This window comes from Labedella endophytica (assembly GCF_003990045.1).
GTDB lineage: Bacteria > Actinomycetota > Actinomycetes > Actinomycetales > Microbacteriaceae > Labedella > Labedella endophytica.
In genome coordinates this window covers 1-17,574 of sequence record NZ_RZGZ01000001.1, presented here as the reverse complement: position 1 = coordinate 17,574, position 17,574 = coordinate 1, and the positions used below count along the sequence as shown (strand labels likewise).

The window sequence follows — 17,574 nt, the reverse complement described above, 5'->3', positions numbered from 1 at the left end:
CACCACCCCCTCGCCAGCTAGGAGAGTCATGACCACCGCCCGCATCACCATCGACCGCGACTTCACGATCGGGGACGTGCCCCGCCGCCTGTTCGGCTCCTTCGTGGAGCACATGGGTCGCTGCGTCTACACCGGCATCTACGAGCCCGGCCACCCGCAGGCCGACGCGCGCGGCTTCCGGAAAGACGTGCTCGCGCTCGTGAAGGAGCTCGGCCCCACCGTGGTGCGGTACCCGGGCGGAAACTTTGTCTCCGGCTACCTGTGGGAGGACGGCGTGGGCCCGGTCGAGAAGCGGCCCCGCCGCCTCGACGGCGCGTGGCACACGATCGAGTCGAACGCCTTCGGCCTCCATGAGTTCGTGGAGTGGGCGAAGGAGGCCGACGTCGAGATCATGGAGGCCGTGAACCTCGGCACCCGCGGCGTGGAGGAGGCGCGCGCACTCGTGGAGTACGCGAACCACCCGAGCGGCACCTACTGGTCCGACCTGCGCCGCACCAACGGCGCGGCCGACCCGTTCGACATCAAGCTGTGGTGCCTCGGCAACGAGCTCGACGGGCCGTGGCAGATCGGCGGCAAGACGGCGCAGGAGTACGGGCGTCTCGCGCAGGAGACGGCGAAGGCGATGAAGTTCGTCGACCCGTCGATCGAGCTCGTGGCCGTCGGCTCGTCGAACCGGCAGATGCCCACCTTCGGCTCATGGGAGCACACCGTCCTCACCCACGCGTACGACGAGGTGGACTACATCTCGATGCACGCCTACTACCAGGAGCACGATGGCGACGCTGCGTCGTTCCTCGCCGAGGCCGTGGACATGGACGCGTTCATCGACGGCGTGATCGCCACCGTCGACGCGGTGAAGGCGGCCGGCAAGCACACGAAGCAGGTCGACATCTCGTTCGACGAGTGGAACGTCTGGTACCAGAGCGGCCTCGAGACCGAGGACCAGCCGCACCAGGTGGCGAAGGGCTGGCGCGAGTACCCGCGCCTCATCGAGGACACCTACAACGTGACCGACGCGGTCGTCGTCGGCACCTTCCTCCACAGCCTCCTGCGCCACGGCGACCGCGTGAAGATCGCGAACCAGGCGCAGCTCGTGAACGTCATCGCGCCGATCCGCTCGGAACAGGGCGGGCCCGCGTGGCGCCAGTCGATCTTCTGGCCGTTCGCGCGCATCGCGTCGCACGCGCGTGGTCGCATCCTGCGGCTCGCGATCGATTCCACGCAGATGGCGACGAAGCGCTACGGCGACGTGGATGTGGTGGACGCGGCCGCGACGTGGGACGAGGAGAACGGTACGATCGCGCTCTTCCTCGCGAACCGCTCGCTCACGGATGCATCCGACCTCACCGTGGACCTGCGGGGCCTCGGCGCCACGACGGTCCGCTCGGCCGAGGTGCTGACGGTGCCGGAGGGCGGCGACCGCCTCGTCGCGAACGTCGTGGACGACCAGGACCGCGTAGGCCTCACGCCCCTGCGTGGAGTCGACGTGGTCGACGGAGCCGTCCGCGCGACGCTCCCCCCGCTCTCGTGGTCCGTCGTGATCCTGGACACCGCCCGCGCCTGACCCCGCACCCTCTCCCCCACCACGAAGTAGCCCATTTGCGCGTTTTCATGTCAGCCCGTTGGCATGAAAACGCGCAAATGGGCTACCTGGCCGAGTGACTCGCGGTCGTCAGCGCAGTGAGGCCGTCAGCAGCAGCGGGAGCCGGGGGTGCGGTCCTGCTCGGCGAAGCGTTCGCGCCAGAACGTGCGCTCGTCGGGCACGGGCGTGTCCGGGTGGGTGCGCGTGTGGTGCTCGACGTACGTCGCGTAGGCGGTGTCGCCCATCATCGACGTGACGAACCAGCGCAGCGACGACCAGCCGCGCCCGGCCGCGCGCACCGCGAGCCCCCCGAGGGTCGCCGCCGGGCGACCCTCGGGCGCACGCAGCGCGTCGCTATCCGCGGACATCAGTGGCCGGCCTTCGCGGGACGCTTGTCCGCATCCACTCCGGCCCACTCCTTCTCGAGCGCCTTCTCCGCCTTCGTGGCGATGAGGCCCGACGGCGCGAAACGACGCGACGGGAGCGCCGGATCCTCAGAGCTCGGCCCGCCACCCGTGCGGTAGGACTTCACGGTGTGCCACACGGCGAATCCGATCACGATGATCGCGAGCGTCACGAACACGATGGAGAGCACACCCTGCACGGTCGTGTTGCGCACGACGGCCTCCATCGCAGCGCGGGTCGGCGCGTTGCCGAAGCTCTCCTCGCCCGTGGCGAGGGCGTTCCGGAACGCCGCGTTCTGCGCCCAGTAGCCCACAGCCGGAACCGGCGAGAAGATCTTGTACATCGACGCCGTGATCGTGACGACCGACGCGAATGCGAGCGGTACCGCCACGATCCACAGCCACCGGAAGTTGCCACGCTTCGCCACGATCGCCATGCAGATCGCGAGCGCGATGGCCGCGAGCAGCTGGTTCGCGATGCCGAACAGCGGGAACAGTGTGTTGATGCCGCCGAGTGGATCGGTCACACCCATGATGAGGATCGCGCCCCAGGCCGCCACCATCACGGCCGTGCAGATCCACGCTCCGAGACGCCAGTCGGGGTCGCGGAACTTCTTGTTGATGTTGCCGAAGGTGTCCTGCAGCATGAAGCGGGCCACGCGCGTTCCCGCGTCCACGGCGGTGAGGATGAAGAGCGCCTCGAACATGATCGCGAAGTGGTACCAGAACGACATGAGCGCGGTGCCGCCGATGAGCTGCTGCATGATGTGCGCGAGCCCGAGGGCGAGCGTCGGGGCGCCACCCGTGCGGGAGACGATCGACTCCTCCCCCACGTTCGCGGCGGTCGAGGTGAGCATGTCGGGCGTGAGGTTCACTCCCGCGAGGCCGAGCGAGTTCACGAACGCGACCGCACCTTCCACGGTTCCGCCTGTGGCCGCGGCCGACGAGTTCATCGCGAAGTAGATGCCGCGGTCGATCGAGAGGGCCGCGACGAGCGCCATGATCGCCACGAACGACTCCATGAGCATGCCGCCGTAGCCGATGAAGCGCGTCTGGCGCTCCTTCTCCACGAGCTTCGGTGTGGTGCCCGAGGCGATGAGGGCGTGGAAGCCGGAGAGGGCGCCGCACGCGATCGTGACGAAGAGGAACGGGAAGAGCGATCCGCTCACGACGGGGCCGGCGTCGCCACCGGCGAACTCGCTGAACGCGGGCACCGTGATCTCCGGACGGACGAGGATGATCGCCCCGGCGAGCATGACGATCGTCCCGATCTTCATGAACGTGGAGAGGTAGTCGCGCGGGGCGAGCAGCAGCCACACGGGGAGGATCGCGGCGATGAAGCCGTAGACGATGATCCCGACGGCGATCACGGTGCGGTCGAGGGTGAACGCCGCGGCGCCCCACTCCGTCTCGGCGACCCAGCCGCCCGCCACGATCGCGAACATGAGCAGGACGAAGCCGATGATGGACACCTCGGTGATCCGACCGGGCCGCAGGTAGCGCAGGTACACGCCCATGAAGAGGGCGATGGGGATCGTCATCGAGACGCTGAAGACGCCCCACGGGCTCTCCCCGAGCGCGTTGACCACGACGAGGGCGAGGATCGCGACGATGATGACCATGATCGCGAGGGTCGCGATGATCGCCGCGGTACCGCCGATCACGCCGAGCTCGTCGCGCGCCATCTGGCCGAGCGAGCGACCGCCGCGGCGCATGGAGAAGAACAGGACGAGGTAGTCCTGCACGGCACCGGCGAGGATCACGCCGATGATGATCCAGATGGTGCCGGGCAGGTAGCCCATCTGCGCGGCGAGGACGGGGCCGACGAGCGGTCCGGCTCCGGCGATCGCGGCGAAGTGGTGGCCGTAGAGCACGCGGCGGTCGGTGGGCACGAAGTCCTTGCCGTTCGCCTTGTACTCGGCGGGCGTCGCGCGCCGGTCGTCGGGGCGGAGGAGCTTGCGCTCGATGAGCTTCGAGTAGAAGCGGTAGGCGATGAGGTAGGTGCAGACGGCCGCGAACACGAACCAGATCGCGTTGACCGTCTCACCGCGCACCAGCGCCAGCATCGTCCAGGCGACACCGCCGAGGAGCGCGATCGCGACCCACAGGATCACTTTGGGCGGCGTCCAGGTGGGTGCGTGCTCGGCCTCGTCGAGCGCGGTGGGCGGCAGCTCCGGGTCCTGCACGAGGACCGGCTCGGCCTCCCCGCCGCCGGCGGGAACGAGTCCGTCCCGCCCGGTCGCTCGGCCACCTCCCCGACGGCCTGCCTGGCCGCTTCCCCGCTGGGGTGCTCGTGCCGATGAGTTGTCCTGTCGCCTGGCGTCGTTGCCCATGACGATTCCTCCCTGAACGGTGGTGCTCGTCCGGCGATGCTAACAGCGAATCCACAGGTGCGCGCCCCCGTCCCACCCACCCCGCCCCGAAGGCGCTAGTGCGGCTCGAGGGCTACACCTCCACATGCCGCCCTCGGGGCGCAACTGGCACCCTCGGCGCATCGACCGCGTGCCTCGGACGTTCAGCCCAGCGCGCCCCCGAGCGCGTCCGCGGCGCGGATGAGCGCGAGGTGCGTGAGCGCCTGCGGGGTGTTGCCCGCCTGCCGCTTCGCGACCGGGTCGTACTCCTCGCTGAGCATGCCGACGTCGTTCGCCACGGCGAGGAGCCGCTCCATGAGCGCTTCACCGTCCGCACGACGGCCCGACCGCGCGTACTGCTCCACGAGCCAGAACGAACAGGTGAGGAACGGGTTCTCGCGGCCGGCCAGGCCGTCCACCCCCGTCTCCGGCCGGTACCGCATCACGAAACCGTCGGGCATGAGCTGCTGCTCGATCCGCTCGACCGTGGCGAGCATGCGCGGGTCGTCGTAGGCGCAGAACCCCACTTGCGGCAACTGCAGGAGCGCGGCGTCCACCTCGTCGGTCCCGAAGTACTGGGTGAAGCCGCCGTGCGTCGCGCTCACCCCGTGGATGGCGATGTCCGCCGCGACCTCATCGCGCAAGCGCTCCCACCGACCCGCGTCACCGGGCAGCCTGTACTCGCGCACCGCGCGGGCCGCCCGGTCGAACCCCGCCCACACCATGGCGCGCGAGTGCACGAAGTGCTGCTGCTCCCCGCGGATCTCCCAGATACCGTTGTCCGGATCTGCCTTCGTGCGCTCGAGCCGCTGCAGCAGGGCGCGCTGCAGCGCCCACGACTCGGGCGGGTCGGCGAGACCGGCGCCCCGCGCGTCGTCGAGGCACACGAGTACCTCCCCGAGCACGTCGGCCTGGAACTGGTCGACGGCGCCATTGCCCGTGCGCACGGGCGTCGCGCCCTCATACCCGGGCAGTCGCGCGAGCTCGCGCTCGGGCAGCTCCCGCTCGCCCGCGAGCCCGTACATGATCTGTACGTCGTCGGGGTCGCCGGCGATCGCGCGCAGGAGCCACGACCGCCAGTGCCCCACCTCGTCGAAGAAGCCGTGCCGCAGCAGGGTCGACACCGTCATGGACGCGTCCCGCAACCAGACGTAGCGGTAATCCCAGTTGCGCGAGCCGCCGAAGGACTCGGGGAGGGACGTGGTCGCGGCGGCGACGATCCCGCCGGTCCGGTCGTGGGTGAGGGCGCGGAGGAGGGTGAGGGAGCGCGCGACGTGGGGACCGTAGGGTCCGTCGTGGGTCGTGTCGGGCTGCCACCCGTCCCAGCGGGCGACGGTCTCGGCGAGCAGCTGATCGACGTTCCCGGCCACCGGGGTCTCCTGCCACGACGGGTACCAGGTGAGCACGACGTCGACCGTCTCTCCGGCCGCCACCGTGAACTCCCCCACGTGCCGGTTGCCGTCGGCGTGCAGCCGCGGCCCCGTCACGAGCACGGCATCGGGACCGCCGATCGCGAGCAGCCGGTGTGCGTCGGCGCGCTGCGGCAGCTGGCGCACCCACGGGATGATGTCGGCGAAGTTCGGCCGCACGGTGAGTTCCTGGCGGAACCGCACCGTCCCGCTGATGCCGGTGACCCGGCGGACGACCGACGAGGTGTCGCCGTCGGTCGGCATGAACTCCACCGTCTCGGCCTCGCCGCCGTCGGTCACCCAGCGGGTGCGGAGGATGATCGAGCCGTCCTCATAGTCGCGTGTCGACGTCGCAGACGCGACGGGGGCGAGCAGCCACCGGCCGTGCTCCGCGTCGCCGAGGAGCGCCGAGAAGACGGCCGCGGCGTCGAAGCGCGGCACGCACAACCAGTCGATGCTCCCGTCGCGCCCGACGAGGGCGGACCCCCGACTGTCGCCCAGCAACGCGTAATCCTCGATCGGCAGCGGCATGTGTTCCTCCTCCGGCCACATTAACCCCGTGAGGTGTCGCAATCTGTCGCTATTCCGGCCCGAATAGCCACACTTTGCAACACCTCACGGCTTTGCGGCGGCCGCCGGACTGGAAGACGAGGCCGAGCAGTACCGTGCCGAGCACCGACGACTCCCGCCGTTGCGCTGCAGGTATTGGTCGGCGCTGCAACGATTGCTGGAGCGCCGACCAATACCTGCAGCGCGGTCGGGAGAACCTGCAGCGCGTCAGTTCGCGGAGTTCGCGAGGCCCACGTCAGTCGGCGAGGTCCGCCAGGTCGAGGACGAAGCGGTAGCGCACGTCGTTGCGGCGCAAGCGCTCGAAGGCTGTGGTGACCTTGCGCGACGGGAGTACCTCCACGTCCGCCGTGATGCCGTGCTCGCCGCAGAAATCGAGCAGCTCCTGCGTGTGCGGGCGTCCGGCGCTGCCACCCGAGCTCACGCTCTTGTGGCCGAGCGCGAGGTCGAGCATGTTCACGGGCAGCGAACCGAGGAAGCCGAGCACGCAGAGCGTTCCGTCGCGGGCCACGGTCCGGAGGTACGGGGAGAGATCGTGCGCCACCGCCACCGTGTCGAAGATGACGTCGAAGCGTGCGGCCACGGCGGACATCGCCGACTCGTCGGTCGACACGACGACATCCGCGGCGCCGAGGGCCCGGGCGTCCGCCTCTTTCCCGGCGGAGGTCGTGAACACGGTGACCTCCGCGCCGAGCGCCACGGCGAGCTTGACCGCGAGGTGACCGAGACCGCCGAGCCCGACGACGCCGACGCGCACGCCCGGCCCCACGTTCCACCGACGCAGCGGCTCCCAGACGGTGGCGCCCGCGCACATGAGCGGGGCCACCCCAGCCGCGTCGAGCGAGGCCGGACGGTGGTAGACGAAGCGATCACGCACCACGTACTCGGCGGCGTACCCGCCGAGGGTCATCGAGCCGTCGTGACGGTCGCGGCCCCCGTAGGTGAGCGTCGGGAACTCGCGGCAGAAGTTCTCCTGCCCGGCGGCGCACATGTCGCACGCGCCGCAGGAGTCGACGATGTTGCCGACCGCCACCGGGTCGCCCACGCTGAACTCCGTCACGTCCTCCCCGATCGCGGTCACCTCGCCCACGAACTCGTGACCGGGCACGAGGAGCGAGCCGTCGGTGTGGGAGTCGACCGCGTGGAGGTCGCTATGGCAGACGCCGCTGAAGGTGACGCGCACGGCGACGTCGTCGGCGCGCAGGTCGCGCCGCTCGATATCCCGAAGCGTAGGGGTCTCTCCGCGGGCGGAGGTGCCGAAGGCTCGTGTCGATCGCATGTGTCGCTGCTCCAAAGATAACCAACTGGTTTGTTATGAGTCGAGCGTACGACGTGACGCGCAATCCGTCAAACGAACCGGTTGGTATCCTGAGCGGATGACGACACAGGCCCCCACCGCGAAAGGCGAAGCCACGCGCCAGCGCATCCTCGACGCCGCGACGGCCGAGTTCGCCGAGTACGGAATCGCAGGCGCGCGCGTCGATCGCATCGCCGCCGCATCGCAGACGAACAAGGCCCAGCTCTACGCCTACTTCGGCAGCAAGGAGGCCCTCTTCGAGACGGTGTTCGCCGCCTCGCTCGAGCGCATCGTGGACGTCGTGCCCATCGATGCGGACGACGTCGGCGACTGGGCCGTGCGCCTCTACGACGAATACCTGAAGCGGCCGGATCTCATCCGCCTCGCCACGTGGCAGCGACTCGAGCGCCGCCCCCACGGGACCCTCGTCGACGAGGGAGACCGGCTCGACGCCGGGAAGCTCTCCGCCATCACGGCCGCCCAGAAGTCCGGCGCCATCACCGCGGGGGGCAACCCCTTCGACGTCATGGCCCTCGTCATCTCGATGTCGATGGCCTGGTCGCCGGTGAGCAACGTCTACGCCGCCACCGCCGACGAGGCCGCCGCGGAGCACGATCGCCGTCGCGCGATCCTGCGAGAGACGGTCGAACGCGCATTCATGCGCTGACCCCGGCCGCCTGACCTGTGGCCCCGGCCGCGGCCGGTTTTGCGTGCGCATTTTCTTTCCGCCGGTGAAATTTCACCCGCGGAAGCGAGTTGCGTGCGCAAAAGCACGGAGCGGGGCCAGGGACGAGGGGGAGCGGGGCCGCGAATGAGGGGAGCGGGCGGCACTGGACGTGGGAGAGGGGTGGCAAAGGGCGAGACGGAGGCGACGCGGTGGCGCGCGCACGCTAGCGTGGAGGGGTGACGGAGCATATACGGACCGGGATCATCGGCTACGGCTTGTCGGGGCGGGTGTTCCACGCGCCACTGCTGAGAGCGGACCCGGACTTCCGGCTGGACGCGATCGTGACGGGTGACCCGTCGCGATCCGACGACGCCCGAGACACCCACCCCCACGCGGACGTGATCTCGAACCCCGACGACCTCTTCGATCGGGCCGACGACCTGGACCTCGTCATCATCGCCACGTCGAACGCGTCGCACGCGGCCCTCGCCCAGCGCGCCATCGAACGCGGCCTCGCCGTCGTGGTCGACAAGCCCTTCGCCGTCGGTACGGCCGAGGGCGGCGAGGTCCTCCGAGAGGCTCAGGAACGCGGCACGCTGCTCTCCGTCTTCCAGAACCGCCGCTGGGACGGTGACTTCCTCACCGTCCGCGAGCTCACGGAACGCGGCGAACTCGGTGAGGTCTTCTCGTTCGAGTCACGCATGGAGCGCTGGCGCCCCACCCTGCGCGCCGGCTGGAAGGCCGAAGCGCCCGTCGAACAGGGCGGCGGAGTGCTCTACGACCTCGGCCCGCACGTCATCGACCAGGCCATCCAGCTCTTCGGACCCGTCTCCTCCGTGCACGCCGAGATCGACACGCGCGGGCAGGGCCGCTCCGCCGACGACGACGTGCTCCTCTCCATCCGCCATGAGTCGGGCGTGCGCTCGCGACTCTCGCTCAGCACGGTCAGTGCGCTGCCGACCGACCGCTTCCGCGTCCGCGGCACGAGCGCCGCGTTCGTGATCGGCGGCACGGACCCGCAGGAGCAGCAGCTCGGCGAGGGCCTCCCGCCCACCGACGAGGGATACGGACGCACGCCCGAGAGTGCCTGGGGCCTCATCGGAGCCGGTGACGAGCAGCACCCGGTGGAGACACTGCCCGGCGACTATCCCGCGTTCTACCGCGGCCTCGCGTCCGCGATCCGCGGCGACGGCCCGCTGCCCGTGGACCCGGCCGACAGCCTCGAGGTGCTCGCGATCATCGAGGAGGCCCACGCCTCCGCGGAGTACTCCCGCTAACCAGCCGCCTCCGCACCCTGCGGCGCCCCGTCCGCAGCACCGCTCCCCCGTTTCGCACCCCGCTCCCCCGTCGCGCGGCAGGTATTGGTGGGCGCTGTCGCACGTGCTGCAGCGCCCACCACGAACTGCAGCGCGGAGCGCGCGGCCGAGTGGCGGATCACGAACAGGCCGAGCACCAACCGCGGGACCGCGGAGTACACGCCGAGGCCCAGCGGGCTCGTCGCGCGCCAGCCGGGCTCGTCGCGCGCCAGCCGGGCTCGTCGCGCCCGCCGCGAGAAGGCGGCGTGCGCGACGTTCCGCGCGTCGCGTGTCACACGGGTGCCGGAATGGCAACGGTCGATCCCGCGTCCCGCTTGCGACGTAGCGTGCACAGGCGGACATCGCACACCGGAGCGCGACCCCCGTCCCCGCCTGCCATCGATCGGAGCGCTCTTGAGCTCGAGCCCGTCCTCCCGCACGACCGCGTTCGCGCTCCATGCGCTCGGATCGAGTGCTCGCGCGTTCGACGGTGTCGCCGAAGCGGTCGCCGACGTCCTCGACGTGCACGCGATCGACCTCCCGGGCTTCGGCGACGCCGCCGGAATGACCGGCACGAGCATCCCCGAGTCGGTCCGCCACGTCGAGCGCGCGATCCGTCGCAGCGGCGCCACGCGGTGGATCCTCATCGGGCACAGCATGGGCGGCAAGATCGCCTCCGTCGTCGCCGCGCGCGCCCTCGCGGGAGAGTCGGAGCTCTTCGGACTGGCCGGCGTCGTCCTCCTCGCCGCGTCTCCTCCGTCGCCGGAACCGATGGAGGAGGAGCGCCGCCGCGACATGCTCTCCTGGGCCGCGGACGGGCGTCTCGACGCCGACGCCGCACGCACGTTCGTGGACGCCAACGTGGGCGCACGGCTCCATCCGGACGCGGACGCGCTGGCGCTCGACGACGTGCAGCGCACCTCTGCGGCGGCGTGGACGGCCTGGCTCGAGGACGGCAGCCGCGAGGACCTCACCGACGCCGTCGGCACGCTCGACCTGCCCGCGCTCATCCTCGCGGGTGGTGAGGACGGCGACCTCGGCGAGGACGCGCAGCGGCGCCTCAACGGGTCGGTGTACCCGCGAGCGAGCGTCGAGGCCCTCGGTGGCACCGGTCACCTCCTGCCACTCGAGCGTCCGCTCGATGTGGCGCACGCCGTCCGGGATTTCTGGGAGTCGACCGCGGGGATCGGCCCGGCCGTGCCAGCGGATGTGGCCGCCGTCATCGCGTCGCCGCGCACGAGTGCACGCACCCGCGGCCTGCTGGCCCGCCGCGCGGTCGCCGACGACCCGCACGCCACGCCGGCCGCACTGACCGACGTCCAGCTCGCGACGCTCCGTGTCCTCGCCGACCGGATCGTGCCGCAGGACGGGGCGGGAATTGACATCGCACTGCGCGTCGACGCACAGTTGGCCGCCGGGGGCGGAGACGGCTGGCGCAACGCCGACCTCCCGCCCGACCGCGAGGCGTATGCGACGGCGCTCGACGCCCTCGCGCCCCTCCGCACGCATTCCCCGCGCGAGATCGACGCCGTCATCACCCGTCTGGCCGCGGGCGAATACGACGAGCACGACGCGTTAAGCGCCGCGCAGTTCGCCGCCTGGTTCGAGGACGCCCGCGTGGACCTCGTGCGCCAGTGGCTCGCCCATCCGGCCACGATGGCCCGCATCGGCTTCGACGGTTTCGCGAACGGCGGCGACGACGTCTTCACCGGCTTCGCAATCCTCGGCGCCGACGAACGAGAGGACTGGGAGATGCTCCCCGTGATCGCCCGATGAACCTCACCGACATGCGCACCTTCGCCGACGACGAGATCGTCGACGCCGTCGTCGTGGGCACCGGGGCGGGCGGGGCTCCCCTCCTCGCGGCCCTCGCGGCCCGCGGACTCCGCGTCGTGGCCCTCGAGGCCGGCGACAACACCGACCCCCACGACCACACGCCCGACGAGATCGCGGCGGCCGACGACATCAACTGGATGGACGAACGCCTGAGCGGCGGGGAGACCCCGACCGCGTTCGGCCCGAACAACTCGGGGCGCGGCGTCGGAGGATCGACCCTCCACTGGGGTGCGTTCGCCCCTCGACCGAGTGCGCATGACCTCCGGCTCCGCTCTGAATCGGGCCTCGGCGAGGACTGGCCGATCGACCATGACGAGCTCGTCGCCTACATCGAGCGCGTTGAGCGATTCGCGGGAGTCTCGGGCCCTTCTCACTACCCGTGGGACCCGGACCGCCGATATCTCTTCCCGCCCGTCGCGCGGAACGCGTCGTCCGACATGATGATGCGCGGCTGCGAAGCCCTCGGCATCCGTGCCACCGACGCCCCGGCCGCCCTCGTCACGCGCGATCACGACCACGACCATGGCGGTCACCGTTCCGCGTGCGCCAACTGCGGAACATGCCACCAGGGCTGCCGCAACGGCTCGAAGGTCAGCATGGACACGACCTACCTGCCGCAGGCCGTCGCCCACGGCGCCGAGATCCGGGCCGGGTCGATGGTGCACGGGATCGAGCGCGACGCGAGCGGCGCCGTGACCGCCGTGGTGTACCGCCGCGACGGGGTCGACCACCGTCAGCGGTGCACCAACCTGTTCCTGTGCGCCGGCGGCATCGAGACGCCCCGACTCCTCCTCCACACGGGTGTCGGCAACAGCAGCGGCCAGGTGGGCCGCAACTTCATGGCCCACGGCGGTGTTCAGGTGTGGGGCCGGTTCGAGCAGGAGATGCGCGGCTACCGCGGCTACCCCTCCTCCATCATCACCGAGGACTTCGTACGCCCGGCCGACGCGGACTTCGCCGGAGGGTACCTCATCCAGAGCCTCGGCGTCATGCCGCTGACCCTCGCGACGACGCTCGTGCGCGGAGCGGGGCTGTGGGGGCGCGAGCTCGTCGACGCGATGGACGACTACCGGTTCATGGCGGGCGTCGGCATCAACGGCGAGTGCCTGCCGAGCGACGGCAACCTGCTCGAGCTTTCTGACGAGGTGGATGACGACGGCATCCCGAAGGCGCGCATCTCCTTCAGCGCGGGCGGGAACGAGGACGCGATCGACCGGCACGCGATCCGCACTCTCACCTCGATCGTCGAGGCGGCGGGGGCGACGTCGACCATGGTCCTGCCGCGCACCGCGCATACCCTCGGGACGGCCCGCATGGGCACCGACCGCGAGCGCGCCGTGATCGATCCGGACGGCCGCAGCTTCGATGTGCCGAACCTGTGGATCTGCGACAACTCGGTCTTCCCGAGCTCGCTCGTCGCCAACCCCGCGCTCACGACGATGGCGCTCTCTCTCCGCACAGCCGATCGCTTCCTCGCCTCACACAAGCCGTGAGGTGTCACAATCTGTTGCCTGGACGGGCCGGATGACAACAGAGTGCGACACCTCACGGGAGGTGGCGAAGGGTGACTAGGCGCGGGAGCGGAGGAGGGTGAAGGACTCGTCGCGCACGATGAGCGTCGTGACGTCGCCCTCCACCGTCTGGTCGGCGTCGCTCGACGCGGCGAGTTCCCACTCGGCGTGAGGGGCAGCCGGGACGGTGAACTCCACGCCGTTGTCGGCCGCGTTCAGCAGCAGCGCAAACGCATCGGCGCCCTCGTGCTCGAAGACGAAGGCGATCGACCGCGCGTCGGGGTTCTCCCAGTCCTCATCCGCGAAGCCCTCGTTGTCGGCGCGCAGCACCCGGACGGTGTGGACCGACTCGGCGCTCTCCGGGCCGTGGCGGAACCACGTGGGACGCAGCGCGGGAGACGACCGGCGCAGCTCGATGAGCGATGTCGTGAACGCGAGCAGGTCGTGGTCGGCGTTCTCCCAGTCGAACCACGAGATCTCGTTGTCCTGGCAGTAGGCGTTGTTGTTGCCGCCCTGTGAGCGCCCGATCTCGTCGCCGCCGAGCATCATCGGGACGCCCGCGGAGAGGAGGAGTGTGGCGAGCAGGTTGCGCCGCTTCCGATCGCGGCGCTCCACGATCGCCTCGTCGTCCGTCGCGCCCTCGGCGCCGCCGTTGGTCGACTTGTTGTCGCTCTCCCCGTCGTTGTTGTCCTCGCCGTTCGCCTCGTTGTGCTTCTCGGCGTAGGCGGTGAGGTCGGCGAGCGTGAAGCCGTCGTGCGCCGTGATGAAGTTGACGCTCGACACGGGTGAGCGGCGCGACGCCTCGTAGACGTCGGGCGATCCGAGCACGCGCTGGGCGAGGGTGCCGAGCACCGCGTCCGTGCTGTTCCAGAAGTCGCGCACGTCGTCGCGGAACTTGCCGTTCCACTCGGACCAACCGGCCGGGAATCCGCCCACCTGGTAGCCCGCGGTGTCCCACGGCTCGGCGATCATCTTCACCGGCGCGAGCACCGGGTCCTGCTGGATGAGGGTGAGGAACGCGCTGTGGATCTCGGCGTCGCCGCCCTGGCGTGTGAGCGTGGTGGCGAGGTCGAAACGGAAGCCGTCGACGCGCATCTCGGTGACCCAGTAGCGGAGCGAGTTCATGATGAGGCCGAGCGCCGTGGGGTGGCTCACGTTGAGGCTGTTGCCCGTGCCGGTGGTGTCGAAGTAGTTGCCCTCGTCACCCTCCACGAGGCGGTAGTACGCCGCATTGTCGATGCCCTTGAACGACAGCGTCGGGCCCATGTGGTTGCCCTCGGCTGTGTGGTTGTAGACCACGTCGAGGATGACCTCGAGGCCCGCCGCGTGGAGGTCCTTCACCATCTGCTTGAACTCGGCCACCTGGCCGCCGCCGTCGCCCGCCGCCGCGTACTCGTTGTGCGGGGCGAAGAATCCGATGGAGTTGTAGCCCCAGTAGTTGCGGAGGTCCTTCTCCTCGAGGTGGCTGTCCTGCACGAACTGCTGCACGGGGAGGAGCTCCACGGCGGTGACGCCGAGGTCGGTGAAGTGCTTGATGGCCGCAGGGTGCGCGAGCCCCGCGTACGTGCCGCGGATGTCCTCCGGCACGTCGGGGTGCAGTTGCGTGAAACCCTTCACGTGGGTCTCGTAGACCACGGTCTCGGCGAGCGGGGTGCGCGGGGCGACGTCGCCGGACCAGTCGAACGACGGGTCGGTGATGATGCAGCGCGGGGTCGCGTCGGCGGAGTCCGTGTCGTCGCGGTCCTCGGGCTCGTTCATGTCGTGACCGAAGACGGCCTGGCCCCAGTCGTAGCCACCCTCGATCGCCGTGGCGTGGGGGTCGAGCAGGAGCTTCGCGACGTTGTGGCGCAGCCCGGCGGCCGGCTCCCACGGCCCGTCGACCCGGATGCCGTAGCGCGTGCCCACGCGCGCGTCGTCGACGAGTCCATGGAACACGTGGCCGGTGCGCTCTTCGAGTCGCGTGCGCGTCTCCGTTCCGTCCTCGTCGAACGTGCAGACGTAGACGGCGTCGGCCGTCTCGGAGGAGAGCGCGAAGTTGTAGCCGCCGTCGATGACGGAGAAGCCGAGCGGGTATGGGAGGGAACGAGTCATGGGGTGGTCCTGTCGGGTGGAGCGGGCGCGCACGACGATCGTCGTGCGACGCGGCGGAGGGAAGAAGAGGGGCCGCCTCAGCGGGGGCCTCTTCGATCATGCGGGATGCCTGGCGACGCGGGAGGGTGTTGACGCTCGCGCGGATCTATGCATTCTCATGTACTGCCGAACCCGTCGTCCACAGGCTCGCTCTTCGCCGGTCAGCTGCGGAGGTTCGAGGCGCCGTTGAGGTCGAGGATGGTGCCGGAGGCCCAGACGGCGTCGGGTGACGCGAGGTAGAGGATCGCCGCAGCGACCTCCTCGGGTGTGCCCACTCGGCCGAACGGGCTCTGGGCGCGGATGGCGTCGCCGGCCTCCCCGGCGAGCTTCGCCTCCTGCCGCTCCGTCGACACGAAACCGGGCGCGACGGTGCTCACGGCGATGCCGTGCGGGGCGAGCGAGAGCGCGATCGACTGCCCGAAGGCATGGAGTCCTGCTTTGCTCGCGGCATACGCCGGGTAGTCCGGCTCGCCGACGAAGACCCCGCGGGACCCGACGTTGACGATCGAACCGCCGGAGCCCTGCTCCACGAGGTGCCGCGCCACGCACCAGGTGAGGTTCGCCGTGCCCACGAGGTCGACGTCGACCATGCTGCGCCACGCCCCCTGCCACGACTCGTACGACGAATCGACGATCGAATGCCGATTGGTCGCCGACGGACCGACCGCCGCGTTGTTGACGACCACGTCGAGTCCACCGAGAGAACGGACCGCGTCGTCCGCGATGCGCCGAGCCTGCTCCGGATCCGCGAGATCCCCCGCGACCACCGCGTGGCCGGTGCCCGCGAGCATCGACACCGTCTCGTCCGCGTCCTTCCGGCTGTGCCCGTGATGCACGGCCACGCGCGCACCCGCCGCGGCGAAGGCGACCGCCACCGCGCGGCCGATGCCGCGGGACGCCCCGGTCACGAGCACGCGTCGCCTGTTCTCCGTCATGCCTTCATCCTCGCAGGCGGGTCGCGGCGCACCACCCCTTGCCCTCGGTCACGGCGGGTTCGGGGCCGAATCCGCCCAGCCCGGCCCCTCCCTTTCCCCGCCCTTCCCCATCCGACCCCGGGCCCGCCGGCCCGCTCGACGGCCTCAGCCCGAAGACCGTCGCCCGTCCACGACTGACGCCCGAAGGAGGGAGTGCGCAGTGAGGCACCGGGCCGATAGCGTCGTCGTCGGCGCATCGCGCGCCGCCCTCACCGCCCCGTCCTCCGATGGAGCACAGCCCCCCGATCCAGCGGACCGAGAACCCGGCCCGCGGAAAGTGATGTCCATCATGTCTCGACGCTCCGTGATCCGCCGACTCGCCCTCGGCGCCGCAGCCGCTACGTCCGTCGTCGCACTCCTCACCGGGTGCAGCGCGATCAACGGCCTCATGGGCGGCGAGACGCGCGACGAGTCGGGAGAGATCGTCGAGGGCGGCGACACCGATATCTTCGCGATCGCCGAGGGCGACTGCATCTCCGACGAGGCGACTGTGGACGGTGAGGTCAGCGACGTCCCCACGGTTCCCTGCGACGACCCGCACACGTGGGAGGTCTTCAAGAACGTCACGATGACGGACGACGAGTACCCCGGCCTCACCGCCGCTCAGGACTTCGCGGAAGGGGAGTGCCTCGCGGAGTTCGAAGCCTTCGCGGGCATCGCCTACGAGGAGTCCGTCCACGAGCTCAACTACTACACGCCCACCGAGGAGAGCTGGGCGATGGACGACCGCACCATCAACTGCCTCATCGGGGGCGTTCAGGAGACCACGGGCACCCTCCGCGGCGCCGGCGAGTAGCTCCCTTCTCCACCCCGGTCCGTCTTTCTCGTCGCGCTCTACGAAAGGCCACTCCCCGACCGAGGGCGCTAGTGCGGCTCGAGGGCGCCACCTAGAAGTGGCGCCCTCGGCGCGGATGTGGCGCCCTCGACAATCAAGCGGCTCACGGCCACACGCATCCCGACGGCGATCGTCCCATTCGAAAGGGCTACTCCCGAGCGAGGGCTCTACCTAGGGGTGGCGCCGTCGGGGCGGATGTGGGGCCCTCGACCATCGCTACAGGACGCCCACGGGTTTGTCTCGCAGCCGCAGGCGGAGGCCCCTCCCTCGGCGACCTGTCGTCCACAGGCGTGTCTCCCACCGAGTTACTCACTCCTTTTTCAGATACCGACCGAATGTCGGTGGTGGCGTGTTCACTTGACGTATGAGCAGACAGGGCGAGGTTCTCCAGGAGCGGATCGGGGACGCGATCGAGCTCCTCACCGACCCCGTCGGCACGCTCGCCCCCTCCCGTCTCACCGCACCGGAATACATCACCGTACTGCGCGATGTGGAGCACCTAAGCCGCCTCGTGGACGCCGCCCGCATCGCCCTCGCCGGAGAAGCAGAGAAGCGCACGCAGGGACCGATCGACACCCTCGGCACTCTCGGCTTCGCGTCCGCGGTCGATGCCGTCGCGACGTTGACGTCCGCCGGTGATCGGGATGCGAAGCGGCGCATACGTATCGGGGGATCGTTGAACACCGGCACGTCGCTCACCGGCGCGGAGACCGGCT

14 protein-coding genes are annotated in these 17,574 nt (G+C 70.3%); 7 read left to right on the top strand and 7 right to left on the bottom strand.

Annotation, left to right across the window (positions count from 1 at the left end; all coding sequences use genetic code 11):
• Window positions 1-28 precede the first annotated feature (28 nt).
• Window positions 29-1,564 (top strand): arabinosylfuranosidase ArfA, encoded by a 1,536-nt coding sequence (gene arfA / locus ELQ94_RS00065; protein WP_127045968.1) that lies wholly within the window; start codon window positions 29-31, stop codon window positions 1,562-1,564.
• 125 nt (window positions 1,565-1,689) lie between these two features.
• Here arfA and ELQ94_RS00060 read toward each other — a convergent pair whose 3' ends face one another.
• The 4 genes from ELQ94_RS00060 to ELQ94_RS00045 all read right to left on the bottom strand — a co-directional run bounded on the left by ELQ94_RS00060 (window position 1,690) and on the right by ELQ94_RS00045 (window position 7,592).
• Window positions 1,690-1,950, bottom strand: a complete 261-nt coding sequence (locus ELQ94_RS00060) for a YbdD/YjiX family protein (RefSeq protein ID WP_127045967.1) — start codon at window positions 1,948-1,950, stop codon at window positions 1,690-1,692.
• On the bottom strand, window positions 1,950-4,319 hold the full coding sequence (locus ELQ94_RS00055) for a carbon starvation CstA family protein (RefSeq protein ID WP_127045965.1): 2,370 nt from the start codon (window positions 4,317-4,319) through the stop codon (window positions 1,950-1,952). The genes ELQ94_RS00060 and ELQ94_RS00055 overlap by 1 nt, the downstream gene beginning before the upstream one ends.
• A 182-nt stretch (window positions 4,320-4,501) precedes the next feature.
• Window positions 4,502-6,277, bottom strand: a complete 1,776-nt coding sequence (locus tag ELQ94_RS00050; protein WP_127045963.1) for a glycoside hydrolase family 15 protein — start codon at window positions 6,275-6,277, stop codon at window positions 4,502-4,504.
• Window positions 6,278-6,551: 274 nt separating this feature from the next.
• Window positions 6,552-7,592 (bottom strand): NAD(P)-dependent alcohol dehydrogenase, encoded by a 1,041-nt coding sequence (locus ELQ94_RS00045; RefSeq protein ID WP_127045961.1) that lies wholly within the window; start codon window positions 7,590-7,592, stop codon window positions 6,552-6,554.
• Between the two features lie 97 nt (window positions 7,593-7,689).
• On the opposite strand from ELQ94_RS00045, the gene ELQ94_RS00040 reads away from it, so the two are divergent.
• Entirely contained in the window at window positions 7,690-8,277 is a 588-nt protein-coding gene (locus tag ELQ94_RS00040; RefSeq protein WP_127045959.1) for a TetR/AcrR family transcriptional regulator, read from the top strand.
• Window positions 8,278-8,513: 236 nt separating this feature from the next.
• Window positions 8,514-9,554 (top strand): Gfo/Idh/MocA family protein, encoded by a 1,041-nt coding sequence (locus ELQ94_RS00035; RefSeq protein WP_127045957.1) that lies wholly within the window; start codon window positions 8,514-8,516, stop codon window positions 9,552-9,554.
• On the opposite strand, the gene ELQ94_RS17165 is transcribed toward ELQ94_RS00035, so the two are convergent.
• Window positions 9,551-9,868 carry a hypothetical protein gene (locus ELQ94_RS17165; protein WP_166404602.1) on the bottom strand — a complete coding sequence of 106 codons (318 nt, stop codon included), beginning with the start codon at window positions 9,866-9,868 and terminating at the stop codon, window positions 9,551-9,553. The genes ELQ94_RS00035 and ELQ94_RS17165 overlap by 4 nt on opposite strands.
• 118 nt (window positions 9,869-9,986) lie before the next feature.
• Between ELQ94_RS17165 and ELQ94_RS00030 the strand changes: the two genes are divergently transcribed.
• Complete coding sequence (locus tag ELQ94_RS00030) at window positions 9,987-11,348, top strand: alpha/beta hydrolase (protein WP_166404601.1); 1,362 nt, start codon at window positions 9,987-9,989, stop codon at window positions 11,346-11,348.
• The gene (locus ELQ94_RS00025) at window positions 11,345-12,901 is read left to right on the top strand and encodes a GMC family oxidoreductase (RefSeq protein ID WP_127045953.1); all 1,557 of its coding nucleotides are present in this window, start codon (window positions 11,345-11,347) and stop codon (window positions 12,899-12,901) included. Before ELQ94_RS00030 ends, ELQ94_RS00025 begins: the two co-directional genes overlap by 4 nt.
• Window positions 12,902-12,976: 75 nt before the next feature.
• Here ELQ94_RS00025 and glgX read toward each other — a convergent pair whose 3' ends face one another.
• Together glgX and ELQ94_RS00015 are read right to left on the bottom strand one after the other, a co-directional pair.
• Window positions 12,977-15,010, bottom strand: a complete 2,034-nt coding sequence (gene glgX / locus ELQ94_RS00020) for a glycogen debranching protein GlgX (RefSeq protein ID WP_127045951.1) — start codon at window positions 15,008-15,010, stop codon at window positions 12,977-12,979.
• Between the two features lie 200 nt (window positions 15,011-15,210).
• Window positions 15,211-15,984, bottom strand: a complete 774-nt coding sequence (locus ELQ94_RS00015; protein WP_127045949.1) for an SDR family NAD(P)-dependent oxidoreductase — start codon at window positions 15,982-15,984, stop codon at window positions 15,211-15,213.
• 328 nt (window positions 15,985-16,312) lie between these two features.
• Here ELQ94_RS00015 and ELQ94_RS17160 point away from each other — a divergent pair, with 328 nt between their 5' ends.
• Both ELQ94_RS17160 and ELQ94_RS00005 read left to right on the top strand, forming a co-directional pair.
• The gene (locus ELQ94_RS17160; protein ID WP_166404600.1) at window positions 16,313-16,819 is read left to right on the top strand and encodes a septum formation family protein; all 507 of its coding nucleotides are present in this window, start codon (window positions 16,313-16,315) and stop codon (window positions 16,817-16,819) included.
• Window positions 16,820-17,222: 403 nt separating this feature from the next.
• Window positions 17,223-17,574: hypothetical protein (locus ELQ94_RS00005; protein WP_133447503.1), on the top strand; the 352-nt coding region annotated here is incomplete at its 3' end.